The sequence below is a fragment of the Levilactobacillus lindianensis genome (assembly GCF_003946095.1).
Classification (GTDB): Bacteria; Bacillota; Bacilli; order Lactobacillales; family Lactobacillaceae; genus Levilactobacillus; species Levilactobacillus lindianensis.
Map to the genome: position 1 here is coordinate 17,821 of NZ_RHOD01000025.1, position 12,843 is coordinate 30,663.

The 12,843-nt window shown below is 50.6% G+C and carries 10 protein-coding genes; 2 read left to right on the plus strand and 8 right to left on the minus strand.

Annotated elements, in window-relative coordinates; translation table 11 throughout:
• Positions 1-75 precede the first annotated feature (75 nt).
• A complete protein-coding gene (locus EKM70_RS09290) occupies positions 76-810 on the plus strand; it encodes a WecB/TagA/CpsF family glycosyltransferase (RefSeq protein WP_125547290.1) in 735 nt (244 codons plus the stop codon).
• Here the strand turns inward: EKM70_RS09290 and EKM70_RS09295 are convergent.
• The 8 genes from EKM70_RS09295 to EKM70_RS09330 form a co-directional block, all read right to left on the minus strand.
• Positions 807-1,295: a GNAT family N-acetyltransferase gene (locus tag EKM70_RS09295; protein WP_164506367.1), complete on the minus strand. Its 489-nt coding sequence runs from the start codon at positions 1,293-1,295 to the stop codon at positions 807-809. The two genes, EKM70_RS09290 and EKM70_RS09295, sit on opposite strands and share 4 nt — an antisense overlap.
• A 14-nt stretch (positions 1,296-1,309) precedes the next feature.
• The gene (locus EKM70_RS09300) at positions 1,310-1,489 is read right to left on the minus strand and encodes a DUF6440 family protein (protein ID WP_125547277.1); all 180 of its coding nucleotides are present in this window, start codon (positions 1,487-1,489) and stop codon (positions 1,310-1,312) included.
• 199 nt (positions 1,490-1,688) lie between these two features.
• Complete coding sequence (locus EKM70_RS09305; RefSeq protein WP_057877500.1) at positions 1,689-2,390, minus strand: GntR family transcriptional regulator; 702 nt, start codon at positions 2,388-2,390, stop codon at positions 1,689-1,691.
• A gap of 36 nt (positions 2,391-2,426) precedes the next feature.
• Positions 2,427-3,569, minus strand: a complete 1,143-nt coding sequence (nagA, locus tag EKM70_RS09310; protein WP_125547280.1) for an N-acetylglucosamine-6-phosphate deacetylase — start codon at positions 3,567-3,569, stop codon at positions 2,427-2,429.
• 84 nt (positions 3,570-3,653) lie between these two features.
• Positions 3,654-4,451 carry a pyrroline-5-carboxylate reductase gene (gene proC / locus EKM70_RS09315; protein ID WP_125547282.1) on the minus strand — a complete coding sequence of 266 codons (798 nt, stop codon included), beginning with the start codon at positions 4,449-4,451 and terminating at the stop codon, positions 3,654-3,656.
• Positions 4,452-6,401, minus strand: coding sequence for a S9 family peptidase (locus EKM70_RS09320; RefSeq protein WP_164506368.1), 1,950 nt, complete (start codon positions 6,399-6,401; stop codon positions 4,452-4,454).
• Positions 6,402-6,687: 286 nt separating this feature from the next.
• Positions 6,688-9,546 (minus strand): leucine-rich repeat protein, encoded by a 2,859-nt coding sequence (locus EKM70_RS09325; RefSeq protein WP_164506369.1) that lies wholly within the window; start codon positions 9,544-9,546, stop codon positions 6,688-6,690.
• Positions 9,547-9,643: 97 nt separating this feature from the next.
• The gene (locus EKM70_RS09330; protein ID WP_225416418.1) at positions 9,644-12,124 is read right to left on the minus strand and encodes a leucine-rich repeat domain-containing protein; all 2,481 of its coding nucleotides are present in this window, start codon (positions 12,122-12,124) and stop codon (positions 9,644-9,646) included.
• A gap of 585 nt (positions 12,125-12,709) precedes the next feature.
• On the opposite strand from EKM70_RS09330, the gene EKM70_RS09335 reads away from it, so the two are divergent.
• A partial coding sequence (locus EKM70_RS09335) for a helix-turn-helix domain-containing protein (protein ID WP_164506290.1) occupies positions 12,710-12,843 on the plus strand: 134 nt, incomplete at its 3' end.

Below are 12,843 nucleotides of genomic sequence, written 5' to 3' on the forward strand. Positions count from 1 at the left end.
CCATGGAGCGTCATACTTTTTAACATGGTCATCGGCGCTTAATTAGTCCGGATGACAATCCTGAAAGGAGTCCCTATGCAACCTTCATTCTCTACGGTTACCGTCCTTGGCGTTCCCTTCGTCAAGACCACGGCCGACCACCTACTGACCACGCTACAGGCTCGTATCGTGGCTAAGCAAAATACCTTCGTCGTCACCGCCAATCCTGAAATTGTGATGTACGCACACGAACACCCGGAATATCAGCGGCTGATTCGCAACGCGGACTACATTACCCCCGATGGGGTGGGTATCTTAGACGGTGCTAAACTCCTAAATCAACCGCTACCGGAACGCATTACCGGCTTCGACACCATGCACGCTCTTCTCGAGTGGGCCGGCCGAGAACACCGCTCCGCCTACTTCGTGGGCGCCAAGCCCGAAGTTGTTGCGACGTTGAAGCAGACCTTGCCACGGGACTTCCCGGGACTCGTCATCGCCGGTATTCACGATGGCTATTTTGACGACGATGCCACCATTGTTGCCGACATCCAAGCGACCCAGCCCGACATGGTCTTCGCGGCCTTGGGCTTTCCCAAACAGGAGAATTTTGTCGCCCAACATCGCCACACGACCAAGGGACTGTGGATGGGGGTTGGCGGTAGCTTCGACGTCCTCGCTGGTGCCGTCGACCGGGCACCCAAGTTCTGGCAGGAACACCATTTGGAATGGGCCTACCGAACCTTTAAGGAACCCAAACGTCTCAAGCGAATTGCCATCATCCCGCGCTATCTCCATTTGGTTCGACAACAGGCAAAACAGCAAAACTAACTGTGGCGTAGCCGTACCATTTCAACCACTGAAAGGTGACCTTGAGACTCTACCCGTAATCGGGCCGAGTCTTTTTGTTTGAACCCAAACCGGCGGTAGAACGTCTGCGCTGCCCGATTAGCCGTGAGAACTTCGAGATAGAGTCGATCAGTCTTCGCGTCCAAATCCGTGAGGGCCGCCGTCATAAGTCGCTGTCCAACGCCTCGGTGTTGGATGCTAGGGTGAACGTAAATCGAATAGACCTCCCCCCAACCCGACCAAACAGCCTTCCTGGCGGGACCCGCAGCACAGACACCCACCACCTGGCTTCCCTGAAAGGCCAACCAAGTCTGCTGCCACCCACGTTCAGGATGCCAAGTGTCGACCGACAGTTGGTCCAAAAATTTGGCTGACAGCATGCCCGCATATGCGGAGCGCCAAACCGTTAGGTAAAGTTTCGCGACTTCCTGAAAATTATCGTCACGCCGCGCTCGCCGAATAAGCACGAGATTACCCCCTTCTAGATCCCCTGGTTCAATAAGGGTTGCCCGTCACGACCAAGTAGTGGTGTTAGTCCGGTTCCGGCATAGTTGGTGCTCAATAGGTACTGCACCCCCGTCTTCTGGTCCGTAATAACCGTAAAAGAAACGCCACTATCGGCCTTGAATTCGGTCGTTTCAAATCGTTTTTCTTTTTTCACATTCTCACCCTTCTTTGAAAAAAGTGGAGCCGTGACTGATGTCATAGCTCCACTTTCTATTTTCAAATTTGCTCTTTTGAAACGTGCAATCACAGGCAGTCGACTCCGCTTAACCCTGATTACCAAACAATCCAAGACCAGGATTATTCGGTAATCCGCGTTAATGCTCGTCGACTAACCGCCCGTAATTGCACTCTTTTTACTTTTCCAAATAAAACTCGAAACGTTCCCCAACATACTGGGTGCGCACGTATTCAAATGGCGTGCCATCCTGTAAGCAGGTTACCTGGCGCAGCCGCAAGATTGCGTCGCCGCGCTTGATGTTCAGGTATTCTGAAATCCGTTCGGAAGCAGACATGGCCGAAACCGTCTGTTGTGCCTTGCCGGGGTTCAGGCCCTTCTTATCTTCGAGGGCACGGTACAGCGAACTCGTGACCTCTTTCTTACTGAGGCCATCGACCAGTCGTTCAGGGACGGTCGCAACTTCAAAACAGATCGGCACATCATCCCCGTAACGAATCCGTTCCATCCGCAACACGAGGTCCTCTTCGCTGAGCTTCAGCTTTTCGGCTTCACTCAGTGAGGGACTCATGACGTGATAGGAAATGGTCTTGCTGGAAGGTTGCTTGCCTTGAGCCAACATCAGGTCTGTAAAACTCGTGACCCCAGACATTTTTTCTTGAACCTTCTGGTTGGCCACGTACGTTCCAGATCCCACCTGACGTTCGAGGATTCCCTCGTCGACCAGGGTTTGAATGGCTTGGCGTAAGGTCATCCGACTCACATCAAACTCACGCGACAACTCCCGTTCTGACGGAATTCGGTCGCCAACCGCCCACTTTCCAGCTTCAATCGCGCGCTTAATGTCATTATGAATTTGAATATAAATCGGTGAACTCACAGCACCCAACGTCCCTTCTAAAAATCCAACTTTAAGTTATTTGTTCTTTTGACTAAATTCTCGGCCCAAACTGTACGTTGTTTCCAACTGGAAGCCTGGCGTCATCACGTTAAGATCCGCGTCACGACCGGGTTCGAGCTTGCCCTTCTGTGTTAACTGAAATTCCTCAGCCTGGTTAACCGAGCTCATCTGAACGGCTTCATTGACGTCGCAACCCGTAAACAACATCACGTTACGGAAAGCTTCATCATAACGCAACACGGATCCAGCCAAATTACCACTCTCGAGCCGGGCTTGTCGGTCTTTAACGATAACCTTCTGACCCCCGAGCTCACTGACACCCTCAGGCATTCCCTTGGCGCGCATCGAATCCGTGACCAATTCTAAGCGGTGTGGCCCCTTCTGCTCGTAAGCCAACTTGATCATGTCGGGCACAATATGGAACCCGTCACAAATTAATTCACAGTAGAGATTGTCCTCTAACATGGCATGCCCGGTAACACCAGGTTCACGATGCTTGAGCCCACGCTGGGCGTTGTACAGATGGGTCACATGCGTGGCCCGGCTGTTCAACAGTTGGGCGCGGGTGGCATTCGAGTGGCCAACGGAAGGCACGATACCATTAGCTAAACAATAGGTTTCAAATTTAGCGGCACCGGCGTCTTCTGGCGCGTAGGTGATGAGCTTGACCCGACCACCTGACAATGTGTTCCACCGGTCCAAGAGTGCCACGTCGGGATCCTTGATGTAGGCTTCCGGCTGGGCCCCCTTGTAGATGGCCGCGATGAATGGGCCTTCCAAGTGAACCCCCTGAATCACCGGGTTGCGCTCGGCCGCCGCTGCAATCCCAGACATGGCGTGATCGATCGCTTCATTCGACTGTGTCATCGTTGTCGGGAAGATGGTGGTAATCCCTTCATAGATCATTTGGTTAACCATTTGATCTATTTGGTCGGGGTCACCATCCATACTATCATATCCATAGCCTCCATGACTATGAACGTCAATAAATCCTGGCACAATCGTGCGACCAGTCACCACATGAACCTCATCGGCTGGTTGGGGCCGAAAGTCTGCCACAGGTCCCACCGCTTCAATCTGGCGGTCAAACCGCACGTAACCGTCGGCAATGATGCTATCCCCGGTGTAAATCTTCGCGTGTTTTAAGACAATACTCATGAGTCTCCTCCTAATCAATACTGACAATCTCAACATCATTATTGTAATCGGTATAGACCAAAAATGCAACTCACGCGGTCTCGGCTAAGCTGGACCCCCAGCATCACGTTTGATCGTGGCGTCGATTCCCTTAACAACGGCGGTCATCAACCCCGCCTCTTCCATGGCTAACAGGCCCGCCACGGTGCTACCACCTGGTGAGGAAACCTGGTCGATGAGTTCAAAGGGAATCTTGTTGCTGCTAAGCACCATCTTGGCAGATCCCAAGGTGGCCTGGGCGGCAATCTGGGTGGCTTGCGCCTTGGTCAAGCCATGCTTAACGCCGGCCCGACTCAAACTGTCAATGAAGAAGTCAATGTAGGCTGGTGAACTCCCAGCCAGGGCACTGAAGACGCCAAATTGGTCCTCGGCCAGTTCGGTCGTGTCGCCAATTGTGTTGAAGACCCGCAGTGCTGCGGTTAAATCGTCGCCAGTCAGCGCAGCGTTGGCGGCAACGGCTGTCATCCCGGCGCCCACTTCAACGTTCACATTAGGCAGTGTCCGTAATGCTGGCACCGTCTCCCCTACGAGGTCGGCAATATCGCCGAGTGAAAGCCCCGCCACAATTGAGATCAAGACCTTGCCAGTCAAATCGGCCTTAATTTCCTTTAAGACGGCCGGTGCCACGTTCGGTGTGACCGCTAGGATCACGAGATCACTGGCCTGAACCACCTTTTGATTGCTAAGCACGGCCACGAGGCCATGTTCCTGCGCGTAGGGCTGGTAGCTCTCCTGACGATGGCTGTGTACCACGATGTCTGTAGGGGCGAACGTTCGAGCCTGTATTAACCCACCAATAATGGCACGGGCCATCCCGCCAACACCAATAAATCCAATCTTCATCTAAAATTCCTCCTGCGGTAGGTGGTCCTTAAACCACCGATTTATTTGCTTTAACCGTTCAATTCTTAAATTAGGCAACCCCGAGCGAGATAGCTCGTGGGTCGACTCTGGGAAGAGTACCAACTGAGTCTCCACCCCAGCCTCCTTTAAACCCATGTAGAAGGCCATCCCTTGCGTTGTTGGACTACGTCGGTCTGATTCACCATGTAAGATTAAGATTGGCGTAGACGCGTTCTTAACGTGGGCTAACGGTGACAATTCCCAGAGGGCCGCCTCGTCTGTCATGTCCAGATTCATTTCCCATTTGGTGAAAAAGTACCCAATGTCACTCGTGCCATAGAAACTCACCCAATCTGAAATCGACCGTTGGGTCACGGCCGCCGCGAAGCGCGTCGTGTGAGTCTCAATCCAATTGGTCATGAAGCCCCCATACGACCCACCGGTCACACAGAGTTGCTGCGGATCGATAGTCGGATCCAGTTTCAACGCGGCGTCGGTCCCGGCCATCAGATCGGCAAAGTCGCCCTCGCCATAATGCCCAATCACCGCCGCTGAGAAGGCCTGTCCGTAACCGGTGCTCCCCCGGGGGTCAATGGCGATCACGCCGTATCCCTGGCCAACCAGGTATTGGAATTCATGATAGAAGCCATAGCCGTAGTTCACCTCAGGACCACCGTGAATATAGAGAATCGCGGGATGCTGGGCGCGCGGCGTGACCGGTGGAAAATACCACCCAGACACCGGAAAATCTGCCGTCTGAAAGGTAAAGGGCTGTCCGGCCACGAGCGCGTGGGTCGCCTCGTACTGTGCGTTGGGGTTAACCAACTCACGTTCCGTCATCGTTGTCAGATCGAGGGCCTTCAACCGGCTGACACTAGTCATCGTCGTTTCGGTAAAGACAATTGTGTGGCCATCAACGACGGAAAAGTCTGTGATGCCCCGATCGCCGTCAAGCAATGGTGTCACGCGTTCTCCGGTTACCGTCTGCCGGATCAGTGACACCCGTCCGGCTACATTTTCCAATATTAAGAGCGTCGCCGAATCCAGCCAAGCCACCGATTGACCCGACTGGCCGTGCTGGCTGTCATTGGTCAGTTTGTCCCCAATCTCAACGTCGCGGGGCGCGGTGACATCTGTCAGGTCGCCAGTGGCCAGATCGACCACCCAGGCGTGGGCTTGGGCCACATCCATGATGTGATTGTCCAACCCCCACATGGCCACGTGTGTGCCGTCCGGACTCAAGAGTGCACTGTCAAAGGTTCCCTGGGGGATGGCGGCATTCAATAACCGGTCACTGTCCCCATCGAAACTATGCCAGTACACGCCTTCACTGAAGTCCTGGTCATCGTTCGGCAAGCGTTTGCGCCCATAGACCAAGCCTTGGGCGTTAGCCGCCATGACTTGAAAGTCACTCGACTGTTCCAAAACGACCGACTGATCGCCAGTCTCACAATCATAACGCAAGCACTGGTAGGTCAGGCCTTGTGGCAGAATGCCCACGCCATTTTCCTGATACCACAGGCGCGTCACAACCTGTGGCTGTGGGAATTCGGTTGGTTCCGGCTCACCCACGACCGTTTGAAAGTAGAGGACGTGCCCGTCTGCGGCCCAGACTGGGGTGTCAATGTCGCGGTCATCCTTGGTCAATTGCACGGGAGCTCCCCCAGTCAAATCAACCCGAAAGAGTTGGGTATGATCGCCAACCTGACCAGTGAAGGCCAGGTAGCGGTGGTCAGGGCTCAACGTCAGCTGGGAAACAGTCATGCCTTCTGGACTCCAACGCCGCCGATCATCCCCGGTGGCCAGACTGATACTAAAAATGCTGGACTGGTTACGATTCCGTTGCTGGTCTAGGTGGCTCTCTAGGTAGTAGACCCGTTGACCATCACTCACCGGTTGAGCTAGTGAGCGCAAGGCAAACAGGTCTTCTGGCTTCACGATCTCTGACATCATAAGACCCCCACTTTCCCCGTTAGAACACGAAATGGTCTGGCGCAATTATTAAGTCGACTTTAGCGAAATTCCCCACAATTGTCAATTCTTCCTACCGGTTGCGCACTTGGCCCGATCAATCTGCCTCTCTAGTTTCACGGTGTCAGTGTTATGAAAGGCGCGGACGGTCTTCGCGTGATGTAGACGCTCTGGTTTGAAAGTGGAAACTGTCTTTCATCCCCACCGAGAGCATAGAAAAGGCCCGCGACGGTCACCCGTCACGAGCCTCATACCTGATATTAAATTAATCTTGGCGTCGACGATCGGCTAGACCTAACCAGCTCAATAAGCTAAGGCCCAGTAGCCCCAACCACTGCCATGGCGATTGCCGTTCGCCGGTCTGGGGAAGTGTTGCCGACTGATGATTAGCACTCTGAATCGACTTTCGCGTCGCTTCAGTTGGTGTGATCGTCAGTGACCGACTGTTGCCGTTTTCCGCCAGTTGACCAGTAACCGTTAGGCCCGCATGATGCTGACTAGCTGGCATACCCTTAGATGTCGATTTGGTTGGCGTCGTGGGCTTCTTTACCGGTTGTACTGGCTTGGAAGGCTTCGTCGCTGGCTTATTAGGCTTGACCGGTTTGGTCGGCGTCGTGGGATCAACAGGTTTGTTCGGATCATCTGGATCCACCGGGGTTACCGGCGTGGTCGGATCCGTCTTCTCCGGAACCAAGATTAGTTCAAGATCCTGTGTCCCATAATTTCCTTCACTCTGATCACCGGTATCACTTGAAGTCAGGACCAATGATAGCGTGCCAGAACTTTGACCAACCGGTAACGTGTCATGACCTGCATCATACTTGAGGACTTCTCCACTCTGCGTGGTAAAAGTTAAGTTCCCAAGTGGCAGATTCTCCAACCCCAACTTTTCCATGATAGCCGCTCGAACTGCAAGTGCTGTGTTTCCCGTCGTCTTAACCGTCACATTCTTGAGACTCTTCTGTGCCGCAAAGGCATCCCCAGGATCCTGAGGTCCATTAGGATCATCCGGATTCTTGGGCGTACCAGAAAACGAGGCTATTTTTCCTGTTGCATTGATCAGTTGTAAGTCATTTCCGACAAACGCATGGTTCCCTAAATTAGCCACTTGATTGCCAAAATTGACGGCTTTGAGATCGTTACCCTCGAAGGCTGATGTCCCAATATCAGTGACCGAATCAGGCAACGTGAGGGGGCCAGTCAAGGCATTGCCTTCAAATGCCCCGTCTCCGATCGTTTTCACGCTTTTACCTAGCGTTAGCGTGCTCAGTTGGTTTGTCTTAGGTGTTCCGTTAAAGGCACTAGAGCCAATCGTTATCACTGAATCAGGAATGCTTAATTCACCAGCTAACCGATCGCCATCAAAGGCTGAATTTCCAATAGTCGTTAATTTGGACCCAGTGGTAGTTCCCAGCTTCAAATCTTCCAAGCCGTTATTTTCAAACGCACTGTCACCAATTGAAAGTGCGTGAACTGTATCAGGAATTGTCAAAGTTGTTAACTTGTTACCAGCGAATGCCGACTCCCCAATATTATCTAAAATCGACCTACCATCGGAAGTCTCAAAAATCAGATCGTCCAATTTATTGTTTGCAAATGCACGATCACCAATTGATTTGACTGTATCAGGGATCCTCAATGTTCCATCTAGTACGTCACCGAAAAATGCTGTGTCACCAATTGAGAAAGTGTTTTTCCCAATTGTCAGATTACTTAAGTGATTATTATTGGCAAACGCACTCGTCCCAATGGTAAATTCAGACTTCTCATCCATAGGATCAACCTGGTCCGGTATATCAACGCTTGTTAAGTCATCGCCATCAAAGGCAGATTCACCAATCGTAATGAGATGAGTGCCAAATGCTACCGCGCCCAGAGCAGTATTATCGAAAAAAGCTTTCTTCCCAATCGTTGTGACTGTATCTGGTATGTCAACTTCTGCTAGGTTGTCGCCATCAAAAGCAGATTCACCAATTGTTGTAAGCTGAGAACTAAGCGTTACCTTGGTCAGAGTACTATTTCCAGCAAAGGCTCTCTTTCCGATTGTTGTGACTGTATTTGGTACATCAACTTCTGCTAAATTGTCGCCATCAAAAGCAGATTCACCAATTGTGCTGAGCTGAGAAAGCTTAGTACCTAGCATCACCGTGCTCAGACTACTATTCTTTGCAAATGCACTAACACCAATTGACGTGACTGTATCTGGTATATCAACTGCAGTCAGATTATCACCAGCAAAAGCAGAATCTCCAATCGTAGTAAGCTTAGTACCAAATTTCACTGTTTGAAGATTAACATTATTTGCAAACGCATGGTCACCAATTTGAGTTAAGTTTTCAGGAAGATCAACAGTTTTTATGTCATTTCCAGCAAACGCATTGGCTCCAATTTCCCACATTCCTGATGGTTCAAAGGTAATGGAAGTCAACTTAACCCCAGTATTTGTAGAGTTAAAGGCACCAGCCCCAATTCCATAAATATCCACATCATTCACCTTAGCTGGAATAGTGATAGCCGTCGCCGTTCCCTTGTATCCAGTAATGATGTTATTGGAAATAATAAAATCACTATCAGTCTCCGTTGCTGGCGCATCGTCCGCCAAAGCTGCCATTCGTGCCGCCTGACGGGCTGCATCGAGACCAGAATACAACATTTCCGAACGACTCAAGCTCTTCAGATCATTGACTTGGTACTTCTGAACTGGCGGTGTCACCACTGAATTTGGTAAGGGATCGGCTGGTGTGTCAGCTGGAGCAGCCGTTGATCCGCCCGGTTGAGCTGCTGAGGGTTCTGGTTGGACTGCTGGTTCTTTTTTCTGACCTGCTGTGCTTGAAGCTGGTGCGGCTTGTGATTCGCCTGGAGCAGCACTACTTACCTGTGCGGCTTTCACCCCTGCTTCACTAGTGGCACTGCTAGACGTCTCTGACTGGCTTTCTGCCGCATCACTCGCAGGTGCCGCTGGTTTTTCACTAGGATTCTCGTTAGCCGCACTGGTTGGTGTCGCAGCTTGGGCCGTGGTTCCCACAGCCAGCCCGGCACCCAGGGCCATAACAGTTACCCCCATGACCAGCCACTGCTTCTTGGCCTTATACATTTTGTAGTGCTGCTTAATTCCATTTGGCATTATTTTTACCGTCTCTTTCATCCATTAAGAAATTCGATTCATTCAAGCTAAACGGACCTGGAGCGACCCCCAGGCCCGTTTACCAGTTATTTACATTTTAATCTTGACGTCTGCGACGCAGGCCCCAAGTGCCTACGAATCCTAACATAGCTCCCAACCAAGCAACGATACTGCGCCGTTCATTCGTCTGCGGTAACGTAGTGTTAGCTGTTTGTGATTGGGTCTTCTGAGTAGTTATCCCTGGCTGAGTCGCCCGTGTACCATGCTGAGCCTGACCCGTAGTCACCTGGTACGTGACTGGAACCGAAGTCCTCGGAACCACAAAGTTTGTCGTCAGTGGCGTAACATATTCCCAAGAATAATCTCCCGTGAAATGAGCATGATGGTTTTCCATCTCAGTAGGGCCAACTGCCCAAGGCTGAATCTTAACAGCCATTGGAATCGGCGCCACGATCTCATGCGGTAAATTATCAGTCGGATCGACTGGCGTTACCGGTGTTACTGGATCCGTTGGCGTAGTTGGATCAGTTGTCGGATCCGTACTTGGATCCGTACTTGGATCCGTCGTTGGATCCTTGCTGGGATCCGTTGAAGGATCGGTACTAGGATCGTGATCCGGTGGCGTCAGGTCTGGAATCCGAGCGAGTTCCAGTAACAATTCGTCAACTCCATAGCGCCCGGTATCGGTACTGGTAGAAGACAAGCTCAAATCAACTTGATCTTCATAGGCCACTTCGACAGGCAAGATTAACGTATCACTGTATTCGTCATAGGTTAACTTTTCCCCGTTCAATTTAAATTGCAGATCTGCCAATTTGGAAACCGGCAAGCCCAGACGCTTGGCAATCGCAGCCTTTACGCCAGAGGCCTTCAATCCTTGAATCGTCACGGTAACCCCCGTCAATGCCTTTTGGTGCGCATAGGCACCGTCACCTGAGGTCCCAATATCTTTGGTGACTTGAATATCCTGCAAGTTATTATAGGCAAAGGCTTCGTTGCCCAAACTTTCGAGTGGGTTATCAATAATTAATCCGGTAAGTGCATTGGCATAAAAATCCCGATCCCCAATGTTAACAATCGTCTTCGGAATAACCAGCGTGCCCTTCAGGTAGTTGTGGGCGAAGACACTTTTTCCTAAGGAAATCGTTTGATCGTTCCAACCAATCCCTGTGAGCTGGTTAAAGCTAAAGGCGCCATCCCCAATCGACGTCAGGTTAGCCGGCATTTCCAGCGTCTCAGCTAACTGATTTTTGGTAAAGGTCGATGTCCCAATCGTGGTGACGTTGGGGCCGAGGTCCACACCCGTCAATTGGTTGTTAGCAAAGGCCCTATCCCCAATATTTTCGACGGAATCTGGTAATTTGAGGATCCCACTAAACTCATTATTCTCAAAGACACCATTGTTAATCTTGGTGATCGCTGAGTTAAAGGTCACGCCCGTCAAGTGATTATTGGCGAACGACCCGGCCCCTAATTCCGTTAACGCGGTCGGTAAGACCACATTACCCGCGATAAGGTTGGTGTTGAACGCATCCGTCCCAATCGTCTGGAGGTTGTCGTCCAGTGAAATTCCGGTTAACCGATTCTTTTGAAAGGCAGCGTCACCTAAGTTAATCAGCGTGGTGGGTAAGGTCAGGTTCCCCCCGATTTGATTATCGGCAAAGGCACTGGTCCCAATTCGCTGTAATTTATCCCCTAAGGTTAGTTGCGTGATGGCATTCTGATTAAAGGCGCGATTCCCAATCCCTGTGGTGGTCTCTGGAATCACAACCTTCGTTAACTTATTACCCGCAAAGGCATCCTCATCAATCTGTTCAACACGATTCAGTTCAACCGTCGTCAACTGATTATCCTCAAAGGCCCCGGCCTTAAGGGACCAGGTACTGTTCGGTAACGTTAGTGACGTCAGGTTATTGTGCGCAAAGGCGTGCGCCCCCACCCACTGAATGTTGGCCCCCAAAGTAACGGCCGTCAGGGCCTTCACAATTCCTAAATGATTGTCATTTCCAGCAACATTATTGAAGGCATTCGCCGCAATCCCGGTGACAGCCTTCCCCATATAGGTATCGGGAATGGTAATTGCCGTGGCATAACCATCTTGAGGGGCGGAACCATCGGCCTGTTGCTGGGCTTCACCCGTGTAACCGGTCACGATGTAGGTGCCATTTTCGTCCTGGGTATAACTGAAATCGGACTTCGTTTCAACGGCCTTGGCTGGTTTGGTCTCCACAGCTGTCTGTTTTGGCGTGGTAACTGGTTTTGCTGGCGTTGTTGCCCTGTCAGTTCCACCCTTCTCACCCGTCCCTAACTTTGAACCTGCTGAATCATCACCGGCGTTCTTGTCCGATTGTGTCTCAAGCTTCGAACCAACCGTCTCTTCGTCAGGATCGGTTTCCTCTTCTGCTGACGTCACTTGCTGACTAGCTGGCATCGCATCGTTGGGCGTCGCTGCATAAGCCGCTTGAGTGGACACCAAAAAACCTGCACTGAGGCCGACAACCATCGTGACGCTAGCATACAACCATTTACATGGCACTTGCGTTAGCTTAATCGTTCGCGTTTGATCTTGTTTGAACATCATGGCAGCCGTCCTTTCGTTCAGTAAGTTTACTTGATTATCAGAGCATCTACAAAAGCCACTCCTTGGTAATCATTAAGCATTCCAATTTATTATTACATAAATTATTCGATTCTAGTCCTCATGGTTATCCTAGCACTTCACCCGCTATTTTCCAGTGTCCTGTAAACACCTAATGGGGTAACCATTTCACCTATAATGTACCTAACTCTATTGCGTGATCAACCATGGTTCTGATCGATCGCTAACTGTAAGCTTTCATTTGACAGACAACTTTAAGGAAAGTGGCAAATACCACATTCTTTGAAAAATGTGGTGAAAAAACTTTTTTTATTTTCTGAGAATCCGATTAAGCAATCGACGTCTTTTCTTACCTGGGACCAATCAAATTGGTTTTCAGCACTCATTCCGATCATTCATTGACACCTAAATTATTTAAGCGGATCAAGGACCTTAACCTATCAAAATTTGGACGACGAATTTACAATTGAAGTGCAACGCTAATTAGAACATAAAAGAAGACTCATAGCCTGAGCCCTTGTAAAATGGAATCACCACAACACCATTACAAGGAGGACTCAGACTATGAGCCTGTATCATCATCTTACCTTAAAAGAACGAGAAATCATACTGACAGGTTTAACTTTAAAATATTCCCTTCGGCTTATTGCTAAGAAAGTAGGATGCTCTAAGGCAACTGTATCACGAGAAATTAGACG